The organism is Propionicimonas sp. (assembly GCF_049840635.1).
Taxonomy (GTDB): domain Bacteria; phylum Actinomycetota; class Actinomycetes; order Propionibacteriales; family Propionibacteriaceae; genus Propionicimonas.
Genome location: NZ_JASGKL010000005.1, coordinates 566,855 through 585,389 on the forward strand (window position 1 = coordinate 566,855; position 18,535 = coordinate 585,389).

Consider the following 18,535-nt stretch of genomic DNA (forward strand, 5'->3'; position numbering starts at 1 on the left):
TGCGGCCCGCGCGGACGCCGTCCTCAGGCCGTCGCGTCCCGCTCGGTGAAGTCGACGAGCAGGCCGCCGGCCGACACCGGGAAGATCTCGTTCGTGAGCGTCAGGTCCTGGGCGGGCAGCGTCCAGTCCAGCCGGCGCAGCAGCACGACGAGGTACAGCTGGACGGCGACCGTGACGATGTCCTCGCCCGGGCAGCGGTGGGACGTGGGCGGCCCGTCGCCGTGCGGAACGTAGCGTCCCGGCGGGAACGCGGCCTCCTTCGCGGGCTCGAACCGGTCGGGGTCGAACACGTCGGGCTGCGGGAACTCGTCGGGGTTCCGCAGCGTCATGTGGACGGCCCCCATCGCGCCCCACCCCTTCGGGATCCGGTAGCCGCCCACCTCCATCTCCTCGGTGACCCGGCCGAAGAACGTGGCCGCGTTCATCGCGTAGTAGCGGCGCAGTTCCTTGGCGACCTGCCGCACATACTGCAGCCGGTCGAGCTGCGCCATCGTGACGGGGCCCTCCGGCGCGACCGCCAGCACCTCCGCCCTGGCCCGATCCCGCACGTCCGGGTGCTCGGCCAGCGCGAGGGTGACCAGCAGCAGCGGGACGGAGTAGCCGGGCTCGGCCGTGAAGGCCAGGTGCCGCAGGTCGGCGCGGACGGCGTCCTGGGAGACCCCCGCCTCCGCCGCCGCGGCCAGCATGCGGGAGGTGATGTCGTCCCACTCACCGCTGCGGTGGCGCTCGATCGCGGCGTCGATGATCCCGGTCAGCCGGTCCCTCGCCTTCATCGCCCTGCCGTAGGTGGTCCCGGGGAGCGCGAACGGCAGCGTCATGAACGCCTTCTGCATGGCGCCCAGCACCTCGTGCAGCTCCCGCGCGTGCTCCTCCGTGGTGACTCCGGTCAGCAGCGCCCCGGTCAGCCGGTCGGCGAAATGCTCGAGGTCCGGACGCAGGTGCCCGCGGCCGGTCCGCGCCCACTCGGCGACCGTCTTCTCCATCAACTCCTGCATGGTCGGCAGGTACGCCTCGATCGCGTCGCGGAACCAGACCGCCTTCAACATCACGGTCTTGCGGACCGGCTGGTCACCGCCGTCGTAGAGGGCGACCGAGTCCAGGAACACCTGCTGCGCCGGGAGCGGGTCGGCGTCCCCGCGCCGGATCCTCGGGTCGGTGGCGAAGGTGTGGAAGGCCTCGTGACCGGAGAACACGACGAACTTGCTGCCCAGCAGCCGGGTCTTGTAGATCGGCCCGTACTTCGCGACGCGGTCGATGTGGAAGCCGTGGTTGCTGCGGAAGAGGTCGAGCATCTCGCCCACCCACGGCAGCCCGTAGCGCCCCGGCGGCAGGGGTCGCCCTCTCGCCATCTCCACCACCCCCGTCCGTGGCTGCGGGACGCAGTCCCGCGGCCGGATCCTAGCCACGGGTCGGTCCCGGCAGCCATGCCCACGGGCCGGATACTCACGCGTGCCGCAATTGTGCGCCGGCCCAACCGCTGGCCGGGTGGCACGGGCGCCAATAGCGTGAGCGCGTCAGGGTCGGCGGACGGGGGCCGCTCCCGGGGGCTGAGCTCCCCCGGCCCACCTCTCCGCGGGCGTACTGGATCGGCGAGAGAGGGCAGGCCCATGGGAGCCGCCGCTGAGCACGTGGACGCTGTCGTCGTCGGGTCCGGCTTCGGGGCGTCCGTCGCCGCGTACCGGCTGGCGGAGGCCGGACGGTCGGTCGTCGTCCTCGAGAGGGGCCGCGCCTACCCGCCGGGCAGCTTCGCCCGCAACCCCTACGAGATGAGCAAGGCGTTCTGGGAGCCCAAGGACGAGCTGTTCGGCCTGTTCGACGTGCGATCCTTCCGCAAGATCGAGTCGATCGTGTCCGCCGGCCTGGGCGGCGGCTCGCTGATCTACGCCAACGTGCTGCTGCGCAAGGACGAACGCTGGTTCGTCCACGACTCCCCGCTGCCGGGCGGCGGCTACGAGCACTGGCCGATCGGACGCCGCGACCTCGACCCCCACTACGACGCGGTCGAGCAGATGCTCGCCCCGGTGCCGAACCCGTACCCCGACCTGCCGAAGTCCAAGGCGCTGCGGGACGCGGCCACCTCCCTGGGACTGGAGGTGTTCTCCCCTCCGCTGGCGGTGGCGTTCGCGCCCCGACCGGGCGCGGAGCCGCAGCCCAAGCAGGTGATCGAGCCACCCGCCTACGGCAACTACCACGGGTCGACCCGGCTCACCTGCCGGCTGTGCGGGGAGTGCGACATCGGCTGCAACGAGGGGTCGAAGAACACCCTCGACCACACCTACCTCTCCGCGGCGAAGCACCACGGCGCCGACATCCGCACGCTCTGCGACGTGTACGGCATCACCCCGTTGGCCGGCGGCGGCTACGAGGTGCGCTACACCCGCTACTCCGAAGGGCCCGGGGACGACGGCAAACGGGGCCGCACCGAGTGCCGGATCACCTGCGCGCACCTGCTGCTCGGCGCCGGCACCTTCGGCACCACGTCCCTGCTGCTCCGCAACCGGGTCGGCCTGCCCGCGCTGGGGCGCGCCGTCGGCAGCCGTTTCAGTGGCAACGGCGACCTGCTGACCTTCTGCATGGACGCGAAGGCGACGACCGCGGGCGGCGGCGTCCGCCTGATCAACGGCAGCTACGGACCGGTGATCACCACGGCGATCCGCAGGCCCGACGGGGTGGACGAGGCCGGCGCGGGCCGCGGCTACTACGTGGAGGAGGCAGGCTTCCCCGAGTTCGCGAACTGGCTGATCGAGACCGCCCAGGTCGGCTCCCAGCTGCAGCGCACGGTCTCGATGGTGCGCGACCTGCTCGCCTACCGGCTGAAGCGGCGCAACGAGTCGACGATCTCTGCCGAGATCGCCAAGCTGATCGGCCAGGGCCGGCTCACCTCGAGTTCGATCCCGCTGCTGGGCATGGGCAGGGACACCCCCGACGGCCGGATCACCCTCAACGACGGCGAGCTCGACATCGCCTGGACCTCGGAGACGTCGATGAAGTACTTCGACGCGATGCGGGAGACCATGCGGTCCATCTCCGACACCCTCGGGGCCGAGTTCAAGGACAACCCGCTGTGGTGGACCAAGCGCGTCGTCACCGTCCACCCGCTCGGCGGCGCGCCGCTGGGGCGGCACGTCCACGAGGGTGTCGTGGACGCGTGGGGCGAGTCGTTCGGCCACCCCGGGCTGTTCGTGGTGGACGGGGCGGCGCTGCCCGGCCCGGTCGGGCCGAACCCGTCCCTGACGATCGCCGCCCTGTCGGACCGGATCACCGAACACCTGCTCGAGCAGCCGCGGCGGCGGCGCTCCGCGGCGTCCATCGCTGCCGACGTGGAGGCCGCCGAGCCCGACGCGGGCCCGCTGGCCGGCTCGGGGACGCAGTTCACCGAGCAGATGAAGGGCTTCGTCACCCTCGGCGAGACCGACCCGATGACCGGCTGGACGCGCGGCCGCCAACTGGCGCAGCGGTTCATGTTCGAGCTGACCATCGACGCCCCGGACGTGGAGCGGTTCGTCGCCAGCAGCAGGCACGAGGGCACGGCGACGGGCTTAGTGGACTGCGACCTGCTCGGTGGCCAGCTCCCGGTGAAGCGCGGCTGGTTCAACCTGTTCGTCGCCGGCGCGGACGACCGGACCAGGGAGATGCGCTACCGGTTGTGGTTCAGCGACCTGTCCGGCACCCCGATCACGATGTACGGGTTCAAGGTGGTCAGGGACGACCCGGGCCTCGACCTGTGGACCGACACCTCGACCCTCTACATCACGCTGCTGCGCGGGCACGTCCCGCCGGAGGCCGACGGCGAGGTCGTGGGCGCGGGGATGCTGCGGATCCTCCCGCAGGACTTCGCCCGCCAGCTGACCACCTTCAAGGGCTCTGGGCAGACACCGCTGCGGGCGGTCGGCGGCTTCGGTGCGTTCTTCCTGAAGGCGCTGCGCGACGTCTACCTGAAGCCGGCCCCGCAGCCGGAGCGACCCCCGACGACGACGGCGGAGGATCCGTCATGACCACGACCCCGCTCCCGGGCGATACCCGGCGCGACGAGGCGCACTTCGTGCGGGCCGACGACGGGGTGCCGCTCACGCTGATCCGGGTGCGTGGTGCGTCGGAGCCGGCGAAGGGGCCGGTGCTGGTGCTGCACGGGTTGGGGATGCGTGCGGAGTCGTTCCGTCCCCCGGTGCCCCGCTCGTTCGTCGACGCCCTCCTCGACGACGGCTGGGACCCGTGGCTGCTCAACTGGCGCGGCTCGCTCGACCTGGACCCGCTGCCGTGGACGCTGGACGACGTCGCGCGGTACGACGTCCCTGCCGCCGTCCGGTACGTCCGCGAGCAGACGGGCGCGGACGCCCTGCCAGCGGTCGGCCACTGCGCGGGGGCTGCCGCGCTGAGCATGGCCGCGGTGGCGGGGCTCGTGCCCAAGGTCGAGGTGGTGGTCGCCAACGGGGTCAGCCTGCACCCGGTCCTCCCGCCACTGGGGAGGGCGAAGCTGCGCGGCCTGCGTCCGCTGCTGCAGCACTACGAGCCGTACATCGACGCCGCCTGGGGCGACGGGCCGGAGACCTTCGTGCCGCTGGTCACGCGGACCGCCGTCCGGCTGTGGCACACCGAGTGCACGAACCCGACCTGCAACCTGGCCTCGTTCGCGATCGGCTCGGGCCGCGACTCGCTGTGGGTGCACGCGAACCTCGACGACGACACCCACGAGTGGCTGCGGCACGAGATCGGCAAGATCCCGATGAGCTACTACCACCAGCTGGCGCTCTCGGAGCGGGCGGGGCAGCTGGTCGCGGTCACCGACACCGACGTGCTGCCGCGGCGCTACGCCGACGCACCGCCGCGGACGTCGGCACGCTTCGCCCTGTTCACCGGCGACCGGAACCGGACCTTCCTCCCCGCCGGGCAGCGGGCCACCCACGAGTGGCTGGGCCGGCACCGGCCGGGCGTCGACAGCCTGCACGTCCTGCCGGGCTACAGCCACGGGGACGTGTTCATCGGGCGCCTCGCCCACGCCGAGGTGTTCCCGCTGATCCTTGCCGAGCTGAACGGGGGTGCGCGATGAGCACAGGGGTGTCCACCGGCGGGCGCGTGCGGCGTCCGCTGCGGTGCGGGGAGCCGTCCCGCTACTCGTTCACCACCGCGGACGGCGTGGGGCTGCGGCTGTCCCGCTTCCGCGGCGGCGACAAGGGCCCGGTGATCCTCTCCCCCGGCTACGGCACGTCCGAGCTGGCGTACACGCTCGACACGACGGAGACGAACTTCCCCGAGTACCTGTTCGAGCACGGCTACGACGTGTGGGTGTTCGACTACCGCTCGAGCCCCGCGCTGCCGTCCGCGAGCACCCAGTTCACGTTCGACGACGTCGCGCAGTACGACTTCCCCGCCGCGGTGGCGACCGTGCGGGCCGAGACCGGGGCGGACAGCGTCCAGCTCGTCGCGCACTGCCTGAGCTCGCTGTCGATGCAGATGGCGCTGTGCCTGGGCCTGCAGGGGGTGCGCTCGGCGGTCGCGTCCCAGGTGAGCCTGCACATGCGGGCCGGAGAGCTGAACGAGTTCCGTTCCGAGCTGCACGCGGCCAACGTCCTCGACCTGCTCGGCTTCGACACCCTCACCACCGAGGTGGACGACGACCCGACGTTCCGCGACCGAATGCTCACGCACCTGCTGGGCCTGTACCCGGCCGGGGCGGAGCCGTGCGACCGTCCGTTCTGCCGCAGGGTGAACTTCATGTACGGCGAGGTGTACGACCACGACCAGCTGAACGAGGCCACCCACGACCACCTCCACGAGGCGTTCGGGGTCGCGAACATCACCGCGTTCGAGCACGTCACGGCGATCCTGCGGGCCAACCACGCGGTGTCCGCGGACGGGACGCACGACTACCTCGACGACGTGTCCGGACTGAAGCTCCCGCTGGCGTTCATCCACGGCGAGCACAACCGGATGTTCCTGCCCGCGGGCACCAGGGAGACGTTCGAGATGCTCAGCGAGCGCAACGGACCCGAGTACTACAGCTACCACCTGATCCCCGGCTACGCGCACATGGACTGCTTCGTCGGCAAGGACGCGGTCCGCGACGTGTACCCCGTGATCACCGCAGAGCTCGACCGCCACAACTGAGCCGGGAGGACACCGATGAGCAGCGAAGCGGAACCCACCACGTCCGGGCCGAACCCGGCGCTGGCCGACCTGTTCGCGTACCCGTTCATGTCCGCGCTGACCGAGCGCAGGACCCGTCGGATCCCGCGCGGCTTCTCCGTCCACTCGGCCGGCGCGCTCGACTACCAGAGCCCCAACGAACCGGCGCCCCTGAGCCCACTGGAGGAGGCCGTGCTGATCACGTCCGTCACGGGCGTGACCGGCCTGACCACCCACGACGGGCCGCTGATCAAGGCGAACGGCGCGCCGGAACTGGCCACGCCGTTCCTGAACATCGCCGCCCGGACGGGCAGTTCGGCGGACAACGCCCAAGCGACCTACTTCTTCCTGATCAACGACGACGGCATCTCCGTGCTCAAGCACCCGACCGGGGAGCGGGCTCTGGAACTGCTGAAGGAGCTGCCGCCGAAGTGGGCGGACTGGACCGAGGCCGACTGGCTCGCGTCCGCGGCCGAGGTCACGACGAAGATCTCGGGCCGTCGCCTGGAGTTCCCCAGGGAGTGGCCCTACTACCTGGGCTGGAACGCGCAGGCGTCCAACCAGCCCGGGACGACGATCTTCCTCCCGATGGTCGACTGCACGTGGCAGTACATCAACGCGCTGCTGATCATCGCGTCCGAGCCGGACGGCAAGCGCTCGCTCATCGTCGACGACTGGAACACGTTCCACCCCCGGACGCCGTACGAGTGGCTGGCGAAGCTGACCGGCGAGATCGGGCTGACCCCGAAGATCCCGTACCAGCCGGTCGGGGGGATGAAGTGGCTGCGGCAGAAGTTCGTGAACCCCGATAACGTCGCGCCGCTGGGGTTCGGGAAGGCGCTGCGCACCGACTACGAGCCGTTCTTCTACCTGCAGAACCTGATGCTGCTCGGACAGTCGATGGGCCTGGGCGGCTGGATCCACGGCTCGGTGTTCCCGCCCTACCTCTATGCCGACGACCCGGCGAAGGGCTGGCACGGCCTGGGCTTCCGGATGGAGCCGGCCAGGCAGCACCGCCGCTGGGCGCCCGTGCCGGCGTCCCAGCCGAACCCGGTGGGGATCGACGGCGTCCTGGAGGGTCTGTGCCCGCCGTACGTCGCGTCCATGGACGAGGCGGTGGACCGGGTGGTCGAGGAGAAGTACCGCAACCAGGCCGGCTTCAGCTACGCGAACAGCGAGCTGTGGTCGCGGGTGTACCGCAACGCCGACGACGCGCGGACGTACACGGATCGGGGCAGCAGGTTCGGCCCGCGCCAGATCCAGTACGTGAAGGACGCCTGCAACTACATCTACGAGACCTACGGACGCTTCCCCGCCCACGTCGACGCCTTCTACACCCCCGGCATGTGGCTCCAGTTCTCCCACCTCGAACTCGAGTACTACGACCGCTACTTCGACCCCGCCCAGTACACCCGCCAGGCCGCCCACGACGCCCTCTGGCACCCCTGACCCGAGGCGTCCCGCCGCCCTGTCGTGCCGGGGCACGACCCGGCCCCCTCTGTCATGCCGGGCTTGACCCGGCCTCCGCCGGCCCCCTCTTGTCATGCCGGGCTCGACCCGGCATCTCACCCCCGCGAAACGCGGAATCCCGGCCTCCGCCGGCCCCCTCTTGTCATGCCGGGCTTGACCCGGCATCTCACCCCCACGAAACGCGAGAATCCCGGCCTCCGCCGGGATGACAGAGGGTGGGTTGCTGTCATGCCGGGCTTGACCCGGCATCTCCGCGTCGGTGCAGTCGGCTGTGTCCCGAGATCCCGGCCTTCGCCGGGATGACAGAGGGTGGGTTGCAGTCATGCCGGGCTCGACCCGGCATCTCACCCCCGCGAAACGCAAGATCCCGGCCTCCGCCGGGATGACGAGGAGAGGACCCTGTCATGCCGGGCTTGACCCGGCATCTCTGAGGGGCGTGTCGGAGCCGACGCCTACGGTGAGCGCTTCCGGATCAGGAGGCAATCATGGGCCGAACCGCCTGTTTCTATTTCATGACCAATGCGAGCAACACGGTGCTGTACGTCGGCGTCACCACCGACCTGATCCGGCGGGTGGCGGAGCACAAGCTGGACGCGTCCGACTTCACGGCGCGGTACCACTGTCACAGACTCGTCTACTACGAGGCGACGGACGACCTCTACGCAGCCCTCAACCGCGAGAAGCAGTTGAAGAAGTGGCACCGCGAGTGGAAGAACGCCCTCGTCGCTCGTGAGAACCCCGGATGGCACGACCTCTCGGCGTCCATCGGGGTGACGCAGGCCGTCCTGGACTACGTCAGAGATGCCAGGTCAAGCCCGGCATGACAGCGACCCCACCCACTTGTCATCCCGGCGAAAGCCGGGATCTCACCACCGCCAAAGACCAGATGCCGGGTCAAGCCCGGCATGACACCCACCCACCCCTGTCATCCCGGCGAAAGCCGGGATCTCACCACCGCCAAAGACCAGATGCCGGGTCAAGCCCGGCATGACAGGGGGTTGGACCAGATGCCGGGTCAAGCCCGGCATGGGATCAACTCGGTCAGGCGAGGGACGCCATGTAGCGCAGGGCGCTGATCGAGGGCTGGAAGAGGTAGCCGCCGCCGCGGAGCGTGACGAAGGTGGGGAGCGGCTTGACGAAGAAGGGAGGGTGGCCGGGGATGGTGAGCTTGCCCGCCGAGGCGTGGTGCTCACCGATCAGGGGGTCCTTGTCCGCACCGATCCCGAACGGGTTGCCGTCGTTGACCCACAGCGCCTGGATGGTCTCGAACTGGCGCCAGATGTCGGCCTGGAAGCACACGAACATCAGCCCGCGGTCGACGCCGTCGTCCTCCGTGCTGCCCGCAGCCAACGGGTCGCCGTAGGCCCTTCCCCGTCGGACGATCCGGTGCCGGTTGGTGAGTCGGCCGTCGAAGAACCCCTTCGAGTCGCGCGGGTTCGTGCGCCGGATGTGCGACCCCGCGGGGCACGCCAGCCCGACCGGGTCGGACTCGTAGTGGAAGTTGTTGATCCGGGCGGGGTCGGCGACCAGCGCCGGGTCGGGGCGAGAAGCCGAGGAGGCCAGCGGGGTGCCGTCGGGCCAGCGTCCGAGCAGCTTCGCCGCCAGCAGGTCGGGACCGCCCGGGAAGTGGGCGTCCTCGAGGAAGCGGCGGTACGCGGCCACGTCCATCCGCAGCTTGCGGACGACGACGAACGTGCCGTTGCGGTCGAACGGCTCTGCGGGAGCGGCCGGCAGCGTGCCGTCCTCGTCCTCGTAGCCGAGCAGCACCTCGCCGACAGCAACGTCCCGCCAGCCGCCGGCCCCGTCCGGCTGGCCGTCGCCCGGACGCCCCAGCACACCCGAACCGGCCAGCGCGGGCTGGGAGACCCCGTCGAAGTTGCCGAAGTGGTCCTGGCCGGTCGGACGGTCCTGCGCGAGCTGGATGTAGACCGGGTCGACGCCGCCCTCGACGTCCGTGGCGATCACCTCGTCGAGGGCGCCCTTCAGCGTCTCCAGGTCCTTCGCGTAGACCGTGACCATGAAGTCGAAGTCCGGGATCTCCCACCCTTCCGGCGCGGACGGGCCGAGGTCGCCCAGCCGTTCGGCGCGGGACGCCATCCCGTCCCTGAACACCTCGGGGAACGAGGCCAGCACGGTCGGGTCGAGGCCCAGCTTCACCAGCGCCGAGTAGCCCACCGCCACGTTGAGCGCCCGATCGGGCGGCGCGTCCCACGGCTCGGCGGTCATCACCATCGACAGGGTGCGCTCCAGCAGCCGGCAGGCCTTGCCGATGTCGAGGATCCTCACGAAGACGTACGCGCACGCCGGCAGCGTGTACCCGCGCAGGACGTTGCCCTGGATGTCCGACAGGTCGAACCGGGGCGGCTCGGTGCGGCGCCGGGGCAGGTTCTCGGGACGGCCGAGCATCAGAACACCTCCGAGAACCGCTGGCGCAGCGCTGCGGCGTCCAGGCCCTGCGTGGAGACGGCGAAGTCGATGACCCGCTCCCTGATCGCGACCGCGTCGCGCACCTCGCTGACGGTGGTGGTCGGGATGGGCGACTGGAAGAGCGTCGTCTCCACCTGGATCGAGGCGACGTAGTCGTCGAACGCCGCCTGGTCGGCCCGCCCCGGATAGCGCACACAGCGTCCCCACCACTCGTCGCACTCGGGCACCTTCGCCGCCAGTTCGGCGAGGAAGTCGCCGAGTTCGCCGTTGAAGGTCGCGGTGAACACCAGGTGGGCGTGCCGCAGGGTGTCGCGATGGCGCTGCATGGGGCCCTGGTGCACGAGCCTGCGGATGATGTGCAGCCGCGACAGGTGGAGGCCGCCCACCCGCGCCAGCGGGCTGTCCTTCCCTCGCGGCAGGGCGGCGAGGTAGTCCTCCAGGTCGTCCTCCGCGTCGTCGTTGATCCGGGCGATGGTGGTCAGCGCGTAGGCCGTTCCCGTGCGGTTGCTCATTCGTCCCCCGATGCTGCGCCGGCCCGCGTCCGGCCTACAGGTGTGCCTGGTGCGTGGTGAGGAACTCCTCCCACGCCTTCTTGAACTGCTCCGGCCCGAGGCCCTGGGCGTCGATGGCGAACTGCTCGAACCCGTCCCTGACCGCGATCGCGCTCTGGATCTGCCGCGTCGACAGGTCGGGGTGCGCGCAGTAGTAGGTCCCGCCCTCCATGCTGTTGGCCGCGATCCAGGCCTTCAGGGGCTCTGCCGGGGGCGGGTAGGGGAAGTCGACGCCGCGTCCCCACACGAACCGGATGTCCTTCGGGATGACGTACGCGAACGCGTCGATGTAGTGCTGCCACGGGCCGTCGAAGTTGCTCTCGAACAGCAGGTAGGGGTAGCCGAGTCGCTCGTCGTCGAGCTTGTCCACGACCACCCAGCGGACGAACTTGATGAAGTTGAACTGGATGATGTGCACCTTCACCGGCAGGTGCGGGACGGCCGCGAAGGCCGCGCGCAGCACACCGACCCACTGTGTGCGGATGGGGGTGAACAGGGTGAGGGCCGTCATCCGGCCCGCCGTGTTGCCCCCCTTCACTGCCCGCGGCGGCCTGGGGATCCGCTGCCCCTCGGCCACCGTCCTCGCCGCCATGGCTCATTCTCCCGAGCCCGGGCGACCGGCCCGTAGCCGTACCTTTGCCACCCCGGTGGACGCCACGTGGGGTGGGCAAGAGTCCCCCTCCCGCCCCGGGAGGCCGCCCCCTATCGTGCCGTGCATGGACTCACCCGGCGCCGGACCGGTCAGACGGCTCTCCGTGCTCAGCACCGGCACCGTCCGGATCCGCCCCGAGCACGGCCACCGGACGTGGCGTCCGCTGCCGCTGTGGCTGTTCGCCTCGCGACGCTGGACGCCGCCGCTGCCGATCAACGTGTACGTGATCCAGCACGAGAACGGCCTGGTGCTCTTCGACACCGGCCAGCACCGCCGTTCGGTGACCGATCCCGACTACTATCCCGGCGGCGCCGCGGGGCTGGTCTACCGGCGGCTCGCCGAATTCGCGATCGCAGAGGACGAGACCCTGCCCGCGCTGCTGCGCGCGGCGGGCCACGAGCCCGACGACGTCGCGCTCGCCGTCATCTCCCACCTTCACCAGGACCACATGGGCGGCGTGCTCGACATCCCGCAGGCGGACCTGCTGGTGTCGCGGACGGAGTGGGACACCTCGCAGCGCCCGGGGGCGGAGGTGAACGGCTACCTGCGCGAGCACATCGACGCCGCCGGTCCGCGCTGGCACCCCGTCTCGCTCACCCCGACGTCCGACCCCGCGCTCGCACCGTTCACGGCGTCCCACGACGTGTTCGGCGACGGCTCGCTGGTCGTGCTGCCCACCCCGGGGCACACCGCGGGATCGGTCTCGCTGCTCGTGCGTCGGCAGGGACGGCCCCCCGTCCTGCTGGTCGGCGACCTGACCTTCGACGCCCCGCAGTTCGACGAGGACCACCTGCCGGGGATCGGCAGCCACGCCGCGCTCCGCGCGTCGACCAGGGCCGTCGAGGTGTTCCGGCGGGGGCACCCGGGCCTGGCGATCTGTGCGGCCCACGATCCTGCGGCCGCCGGCATCCTCGAGCGTTCCCTCTGACCGGCGGGCGTCGGTGACGCCCGCTACGGTGGCCCCATGGCACCCGAACCACGACAGCGGCTGGCGAGCTCGCCCGAGCAGCCGCAGCCGTTGCGCGTCGTGGTCAACCTGACCAAGGAGTACGTCGACCGGCTCAACGCGGTGTGGGTGGAGGGCCAGCTGATCGAGATCAAGCGGCGCAGCGGCACGGTGATGCAGTTCCTCACCCTCCGCGACACCCTCGCGGAGGTGTCGGTGAGCATCTCCACCACGCAGGCCGTGCTGGACGCCGCCGGGCCGATCACCGAGGGCACGGTCGTGGCGGCCTGGGTGAAGCCCACCCTGTGGCTGAAGTCGGGGAGCCTGGTCTTCGAGTGCCGCGAGCTGCGTCCGTCCGGCGAGGGACGCCTGCTGGCCATGGTCGAGCAGCGCAAGCGGATGCTCCAGGCCGAGGGCCTGTTCGACGTCGCCCGCAAGCGCCGTCTGCCGTTCCTGCCGCGACGGATCGGGCTGGTGACGGGCGCGCAGAGCGCCGCCGAGCGCGACGTCGTGGAGAACATCGCCCGCCGTTGGCCGGCGGCTGTCGTCGAGGTGCGGCACTCCCTGGTCCAGGGGCCGGCGGCGGTCGAGCAGCTGATCGAGGCGATCCGGTCGCTGGACGCCGCGCCCGAGGTGGACGTGATCATCGTCGCGCGCGGCGGGGGCTCGCTGGAGGACCTGCTGCCGTTCAGCGACGAGGCGCTGGCCCGGGCGGTGTTCGCGTGCCGCACGCCGGTCGTGAGCGCGATCGGTCACGAGACCGACACCCCGATCCTCGACCTCGTCGCCGACCTGCGGGCCTCGACACCGACGGACGCAGCGAAGCGGGTCGTGCCGGACGCGGCCGCCGAGGCGCAACTGGTCGCTCGCGCACTCGGCCAGGTCCGCAGCGCGATCGTCGCCAGGGTGGACGCCGAGTCGCGGCGGCTGGGCGAGCTGCGCAGCCGGCCCGTGCTGCGCGACCCGTCCGCGGTCATCGACGGGCACGCAGAGCGTCTGCAGCTGGCCCGCGAGCGGCTCGCCCGCGCGGTCGACGCTCGGCTGCGGGAGGAGCGGCTGGGCCTCACGCACGCCATCGAGCGCGTCCGCGGGCTGTCCCCCCGAGCCACCCTGCAGCGCGGCTACGCGATCCTCACCGACACCGAGGGACGCACGGTCGACCGGGTCGCTGCGACCTCGGCGGGCGCCGCACTGACCGCCCGCCTCGCCGACGGCCACCTCGACCTCGCCGTCACCGCCGTGACGGAGGATCCGCACCCCACTTCCGCCGCCGAGGCACCCCCCATCCCTGTCCTCCCGGGCTCGACCCGGGATCTCCCTGCAACGACGACGGAGGAACCGTGAGCAAGGAACCCGAGCTCGGCTACGAGGCGGCCCGCGACGAGCTGGTCGACGTGATCCGTCGCCTGGAGGCGGGCAGCGTCCCGCTGTCGGAGTCGATGGCACTGTGGGAGCGGGGCGAGAAGCTGGCCGCCATCTGCCAGCAGTGGCTGGACGGCGCGAAGGCGAAGATCGACGCCGCCCGCGGCCAGGAGCAGGGGCAGTGAGCGGCACCGTCCCCGGGCTGGTCAACTTCCGCGACCTCGGCGGGACGCCGGTGGCCGGCGGCGCGGTCCGCGCCGGCGTCCTGTTCCGGTCCGCGGCACCCGCCGGACTTCCCGAGGCGGCCTGGGGTGCGCTGGCCGACCTGGGCATCGCCACGATCGTCGACCTGCGCACGCCGTCAGAGCGCGCGCTCGCGCCGACCACCCCGCCGCCATCGATGGTCGTGCGGGAACTGCCGCTGCTGGAGGGGGCGATGAGCCCCGAGTTGTTCCGCCAGTTTGGGGGCGACCTGAGCCGCGTCCCGACGCTGGGCCAGCTGTACACCGACATGCTGGCGGACGGTGGCCCGGTGTTCGCCGAGGTCGCCCAGGTCGCGGCGACCGCCAAAGGCGGCGTGCTCGTGCACTGCACGGCAGGCAAGGACCGCACCGGGATCGCGGTCGCCCTGCTGCTGGACGCGATCGGCGCGCAGCGCGAGGCCGTGGTCGCCGACTACGCCGCCACGCAGGCGGAGCTCTCCGGGGCGTGGACGGAGCGGATGCTCGCGGGCCTGTCGGCGATGGGCGTCCCGGCGACGCCGGAGATCGCCGGCCTTGCCACCAGCTCCCCCGCCGAGGTCATGGAGGGCATCCTCGACGGCCTGGACGCCGAAGGCGGCGCGTCCGCCTACCTGACCCGGCACGGCGCCACCGACGCCGACCTCGCCCTCCTGCGCCAGAGGCTGGTGGCGGACGCCCCTTCGTGACGCCGGCTCGTCCCTCACCGGCTCCTCAGGGAGCGTTGACCACACCCGAAAGGCGCCCGCCCCCGGCGAGGAACCCGCCACACGGACCGAACACCTCTCCACGGTCCCTGAGGAGCCGCCCCGAGGAACGAAAGACGGCGTCCCGAAGGGCCGCCGCCATCCCTGTCATGCCGTGCTTGACCCGGCATCTCACCGCGCACCCGACCGGACAGCCCCGCTCAGACCACCCGGCGGACCAAGGCCACCCTCCCTCGCCGAGAGCCACCCATCCCGTCCACAGCCCGCACCCGGACAAGAGCCCTCGACGTGAACAGTGGCCCTCACCCACGACACGAGGCCCTCGACGGCACGAGCCGCCGCAGAACCGTGCGGACAACGCCCTTCCGAAGATCCCGGGTCAAGCCCGGGATGACAACCACGCATTCACGGTCCCTGAGGAGCCGCCCCGAGGAACGAGGGACGGCGTCCCGAAGGGCCGCCGCCATCCCTGTCATGCCGGGCTTGACCCGGCATCTCACCGCGCACCCGACCGGACAGCCCCGCTCAGACCACCCGGCGGACCAAGGCCACCCTCCCTCGCCGAGAGCCACCCATCCCGTCCACAGCCCGCACCCGGACAAGAGCCCTCGACGTGAACAGTGGCCCCCACCCACGACACAAGGCCCTCGACGACACGAGCCGCCGCAGAACCGTGCGGACAACGCCCTTCCGAAGATCCCGGGTCAAGCCCGGGATGACAACCACGGCTCCACGGTCCCTGAGGAGCCGCCCCGAGGAACGAGGGACGGCGTCCCGAAGGGCCGCCGCCATCCCTGTCATGCCGGGCTTGACCCGGCATCTCACCGCGCACCCGACCGGGCAGGCCCGCTCAGACCACCCGGCGGACCAAGGCCACCCTCCCTCGCCGAGAGCCACCCATCCCGTCCACAGCCCGCACCCGGACAAGAGCCTTCGACGTGAGCGGTGGCCCTCGCCCAGGAACGGGGGCTCTCGGCGTCCGCCCCACTGGGGGTTGGCCCGGATCACTCCTGCGTGGCGGAACGGTCCTCGGGCTCGAACGCGACGGCTGACAGCGGCGCGCCGGCGGCGGCCGCCGCCCTCAGCTTGTTGGCGAGCCGGGTCTGTGCGCCGAACGCCTCCTTCGACTTCCCACGGTCGTAGCTGAGCGCGCGTCCCGGGGCGATGCCGATGCTCGCGCCGACCTCGATGGCGTCCTGGTCGGCGCCCATGTAGAGGAACTGCCAGTTGTAGACCTGCTCCTGCTGCGTGATCAGGGCCTTCACCGCGGCGTGCGTGTACTCCCGGGACGCGTTCTCCAGCCCGTCGGTCATGATCGCGACGATCACCGTCCCAGGGCGCTGGTCCTCGGGCAGCGCTGCCAGCCGCGAGCCGAGCGCCGTGATGCTGCGTCCGATCGCGTCCAGCATGGCAGTCGAACCCCGCGGCTGCAGGTCCAGCGGGCCGACCTCGGCGACGTCGACAGCGGTGAACACCACCTCGTAGCGGTCGTCGAACTGCGCGAGGCTCACGGTCGTGCGGCCGGGGTGCGTGCGCTGGTCGGCGACGAACGCGTCGAAGCCGCCCTCGATGTCGGACTTGATCGAGTGCATCGACCCGGAACGGTCCAGCACGAACTCGATGTGGGTCCGGTCAGGATTCGTCATGACGGGCTTCCTTTCGTCTCGGTGTGAACTTCAGCGGTGGGCGGCCGGCCTCCGCGGCGGCCTCGTAGCGGGCGACGGCGATCCCCTGCGCGGTGACCGCACCGTCGTCGGCGTACTTCGCCAGCGACCGGCTGCGGGCCAGCCTCGGCGGGACGGAGTTGGGCGCGAGCCCCGAAATCTCCGCGATCCTGCGCATGCTGGTCCCCTCGAGCACCGCCGCGGCCATCGCCTCCCTGGTCGCATCGCCGAGTGACCGGTCAGCCCGGCTCAACTCCGCGACGACCTGTTCGGCGTCCGTCTCGGCGAGCGCCCGGCTGATCGCGTCCGCCGCTTGCTGCGCGCTCTCACGCCACCCGTTGTCGTCCATGTCCTGAGTATATGCAGAATCTGCACATGCACAAGACCCGCTCGTGCGCCGATTCCGAACATCGGCTCACCAGCGGTTGGTGACGTCCTCCGCCCAGCCGTAGAGCCCGTCGAAGGACACTTCGCCGAAGGTGCCGGACCAGCGTCCGAAGCACTGGTCGGTGCGCGAGGCCACCACGCCGAGGTTGGTCGAGGCCCTGCGGTCGTACTCGGGGGTGAACGTCGCGTCCAGGCCGCCGCCGACGACCCGCCACGGCCGGCGCCAGTCCGCGAGGTCGTAGCTCCAGTCGAGTTCCTCGTCGATCTTGTGCAGCACGCCGTCGACGAGAATCCCGTTCTCGGTCGCGCCGGTGCCCACCGTCCACAGGCCGCCGACCTGGACGCCGATCTCGTGGCCGCCGCTGCAGCCCCACCCCGCGCCCCAGTTCCAGTGGACGCGATAGGGCCAGCGGCCGCGGCCGTGGTCGAGCACCGCCCACGACTCCCCCGCCGGCACCTCGTGCCGGACGCCGTCGATGGTCGCCGAACCGGCGGCCGGCAGGCCGATCTCCTTCACCGTGTACTGGAAGGTGTGCTCCGTCCACGGCACGACGACGGCCAGGCAGTCCCGCCGGGGCGGACGCGTGACGACCACGTCGAACTCCACCCCCGGGATCCGCGCCCGCAGCCGGGTGCTGGCCCCGTCCGGCTCGACGGCGATCGCCAGATCGTGCGCGCGGGCGTAGGCAGGCCCGTCGCCGAGCGACGGCGCGAGGCGGACGCCCCGCGACGGCAGCACGGTCGCCTCGCCGGCCCGGGGCCTGCGCATGGCGCGATCGAACACCCAGACCGAGTGGACGGCCGCGTAGTCGATCGAGGACACGGTCAGCGTGAGCACGTGGGTCGGGCTGACCACGCTCCAGTACTCCCAGCGCTTGTTGCGTCCCCAGCCGTGCCGGCCGCCGATGCCCGAGGTGTCGACGAGCGGACGGCACGCCCACCCGACGGCGTCGGGGTTCAGCGTCCCGTCGGGCAGGGTCAGGGACACGCGCTGCGTGAGTTCGGCCATGGCGGCATTCTCGTCGGGCCGGGCCGTCGCCACCAGCCTCCCGCGCCCCCGGGTCAGCGGGCGGACGCGTCCGTGTCGACCTCCGCGTCCGCGGCCGTGTCGGTCCCGGTGGTCGCCTCGGCGTCCGTGTCGACCTCCGCGTCCGCGGCCGTGTCGGTCCCGGTGGTCGCCTCGGCGTTCGTGGGGACGCCCACGCCGACGGCCGATTGCGTCCGCGCCCACCGGCGACGCAGGTCGAGGTAGCCGACCAGGGTCACGGTCAGGGCGGCCAGAGCGTCCACGATCAGGTCCTCCATGGTGTCGGCGAGCGCCGCCCTGCCGACCAGGACCTCCCCGGCGTCGGTGATCACCTTCTGCATGTTGGTGCCGGCGATGCCGTCCACCGTGAACTCGTAGATCTCCCAGACCACGCCGCAGGTGACGGCGAAGCAGAATGCGAAGAAGGCCACGAACTCGGGGCTCAGCCGGACGTGGCGGTTGTCGGCGTCGTTGAGCAGGCGGACCAGGAGGAACCCGAGGGCTCCGAGCATGGCGCCGCTGAAGAAGTGCAGCACCGTGTCCCAGTTCGGGAAGCGGTAGTAGAAGCCACGCACCTCGCCGAGGTAGATCGCGCCGTACAGGAAGGCGAAGTAGGCCACCTGCATTCCGCCCGGCACCCGGATCCCGAACCGGCGGTCGATGAAGGCGGGCAGGAACATCACGATGATGCCGCCCGCGCACTGGATCAGCATCAGCACGTAGTCGCTCTGGACGCGCACCGACGGGTCAGTGGACTCAGCCGGCGCCTGCGCGAGCCGCACGGACGCGTACACGATCGACGCCGCGAGCGTCACCAGCAGGATCGCCCGGGCGATCCGCGCGGCACGGGACGCCCGCGTGGACGGGTCAGGGAGCGTGCGCGGTTCGGACACGGTGCGTCCTCTCGGTGGGGTGGCTCCGGACTCTCGCCACGGTACCGCTCGACGTCCCCGGCGCCCGGCCGTGAGTTCGTCCACCGA

The 18,535-nt window shown here is 71.4% G+C and carries 17 protein-coding genes; 9 read left to right on the plus strand and 8 right to left on the minus strand.

The features are described 5' to 3' along the window. Positions 1 to 23: 23 nt before the first annotated feature. Positions 24 to 1,349: a cytochrome P450 gene (locus QM779_RS08720; protein ID WP_428534253.1), complete on the minus strand. Its 1,326-nt coding sequence runs from the start codon at positions 1,347 to 1,349 to the stop codon at positions 24 to 26. A 258-nt stretch (positions 1,350 to 1,607) separates the two neighbouring features. Here QM779_RS08720 and QM779_RS08725 point away from each other — a divergent pair, with 258 nt between their 5' ends. The 5 genes from QM779_RS08725 (at position 1,608) to QM779_RS08745 (ending at position 8,417) form a co-directional block, all read left to right on the plus strand. Further along, positions 1,608 to 3,995, plus strand: coding sequence for a GMC oxidoreductase (locus tag QM779_RS08725; RefSeq protein ID WP_428534255.1), 2,388 nt, complete (start codon positions 1,608 to 1,610; stop codon positions 3,993 to 3,995). Then, positions 3,992 to 5,047, plus strand: a complete 1,056-nt coding sequence (locus QM779_RS08730) for an alpha/beta fold hydrolase (protein ID WP_428534257.1) — start codon at positions 3,992 to 3,994, stop codon at positions 5,045 to 5,047. Before QM779_RS08725 ends, QM779_RS08730 begins: the two co-directional genes overlap by 4 nt. Continuing rightward, entirely contained in the window at positions 5,044 to 6,105 is a 1,062-nt protein-coding gene (locus QM779_RS08735; protein ID WP_428534259.1) for an alpha/beta fold hydrolase, read from the plus strand. The genes QM779_RS08730 and QM779_RS08735 overlap by 4 nt, the downstream gene beginning before the upstream one ends. A 15-nt stretch (positions 6,106 to 6,120) precedes the next feature. Further along, the gene (locus QM779_RS08740; protein WP_428534261.1) at positions 6,121 to 7,572 is read left to right on the plus strand and encodes a hypothetical protein; all 1,452 of its coding nucleotides are present in this window, start codon (positions 6,121 to 6,123) and stop codon (positions 7,570 to 7,572) included. A gap of 533 nt (positions 7,573 to 8,105) precedes the next feature. Beyond that, positions 8,106 to 8,417, plus strand: coding sequence for a GIY-YIG nuclease family protein (locus QM779_RS08745; protein ID WP_428534263.1), 312 nt, complete (start codon positions 8,106 to 8,108; stop codon positions 8,415 to 8,417). A 217-nt stretch (positions 8,418 to 8,634) separates the two neighbouring features. Here QM779_RS08745 and QM779_RS08750 read toward each other — a convergent pair whose 3' ends face one another. The 3 genes from QM779_RS08750 to QM779_RS08760 are packed head-to-tail and all read right to left on the minus strand — an operon-like array spanning position 8,635 to position 11,163. Then, positions 8,635 to 9,999: a Dyp-type peroxidase gene (locus tag QM779_RS08750; RefSeq protein ID WP_428534265.1), complete on the minus strand. Its 1,365-nt coding sequence runs from the start codon at positions 9,997 to 9,999 to the stop codon at positions 8,635 to 8,637. Further along, positions 9,999 to 10,532: a hypothetical protein gene (locus tag QM779_RS08755; RefSeq protein WP_428534267.1), complete on the minus strand. Its 534-nt coding sequence runs from the start codon at positions 10,530 to 10,532 to the stop codon at positions 9,999 to 10,001. The genes QM779_RS08750 and QM779_RS08755 overlap by 1 nt, the downstream gene beginning before the upstream one ends. A 34-nt stretch (positions 10,533 to 10,566) precedes the next feature. Beyond that, complete coding sequence (locus QM779_RS08760; RefSeq protein WP_428534269.1) at positions 10,567 to 11,163, minus strand: hypothetical protein; 597 nt, start codon at positions 11,161 to 11,163, stop codon at positions 10,567 to 10,569. Between the two features lie 124 nt (positions 11,164 to 11,287). Between QM779_RS08760 and QM779_RS08765 the strand changes: the two genes are divergently transcribed. From QM779_RS08765 to QM779_RS08780, 4 genes are read left to right on the plus strand one after another with little or no spacing between them, the layout of a single operon-like run. Continuing rightward, complete coding sequence (locus QM779_RS08765; RefSeq protein WP_428534271.1) at positions 11,288 to 12,151, plus strand: N-acyl homoserine lactonase family protein; 864 nt, start codon at positions 11,288 to 11,290, stop codon at positions 12,149 to 12,151. Between the two features lie 36 nt (positions 12,152 to 12,187). Further along, entirely contained in the window at positions 12,188 to 13,513 is a 1,326-nt protein-coding gene (gene xseA / locus QM779_RS08770) for an exodeoxyribonuclease VII large subunit (RefSeq protein ID WP_428534273.1), read from the plus strand. Next, on the plus strand, positions 13,510 to 13,716 hold the full coding sequence (locus tag QM779_RS08775) for an exodeoxyribonuclease VII small subunit (RefSeq protein ID WP_428534275.1): 207 nt from the start codon (positions 13,510 to 13,512) through the stop codon (positions 13,714 to 13,716). Before xseA ends, QM779_RS08775 begins: the two co-directional genes overlap by 4 nt. Then, the gene (locus QM779_RS08780) at positions 13,713 to 14,459 is read left to right on the plus strand and encodes a tyrosine-protein phosphatase (protein WP_428534277.1); all 747 of its coding nucleotides are present in this window, start codon (positions 13,713 to 13,715) and stop codon (positions 14,457 to 14,459) included. The genes QM779_RS08775 and QM779_RS08780 overlap by 4 nt, the downstream gene beginning before the upstream one ends. Positions 14,460 to 15,481: 1,022 nt before the next feature. Here QM779_RS08780 and QM779_RS08785 read toward each other — a convergent pair. The 4 genes from QM779_RS08785 to QM779_RS08800 all read right to left on the minus strand — a co-directional run bounded on the left by QM779_RS08785 (position 15,482) and on the right by QM779_RS08800 (position 18,448). Then, positions 15,482 to 16,123, minus strand: coding sequence for a vWA domain-containing protein (locus QM779_RS08785; protein WP_428534279.1), 642 nt, complete (start codon positions 16,121 to 16,123; stop codon positions 15,482 to 15,484). After that, positions 16,110 to 16,490, minus strand: coding sequence for a hypothetical protein (locus QM779_RS08790; RefSeq protein WP_428534281.1), 381 nt, complete (start codon positions 16,488 to 16,490; stop codon positions 16,110 to 16,112). The genes QM779_RS08785 and QM779_RS08790 overlap by 14 nt, the downstream gene beginning before the upstream one ends. A 66-nt stretch (positions 16,491 to 16,556) precedes the next feature. Then, positions 16,557 to 17,537 carry a DUF2804 domain-containing protein gene (locus QM779_RS08795; RefSeq protein WP_428534283.1) on the minus strand — a complete coding sequence of 327 codons (981 nt, stop codon included), beginning with the start codon at positions 17,535 to 17,537 and terminating at the stop codon, positions 16,557 to 16,559. Between the two features lie 53 nt (positions 17,538 to 17,590). After that, on the minus strand, positions 17,591 to 18,448 hold the full coding sequence (locus QM779_RS08800; RefSeq protein ID WP_428534285.1) for a hypothetical protein: 858 nt from the start codon (positions 18,446 to 18,448) through the stop codon (positions 17,591 to 17,593). Between the last annotated feature and the right edge of the window lie 87 nt (positions 18,449 to 18,535).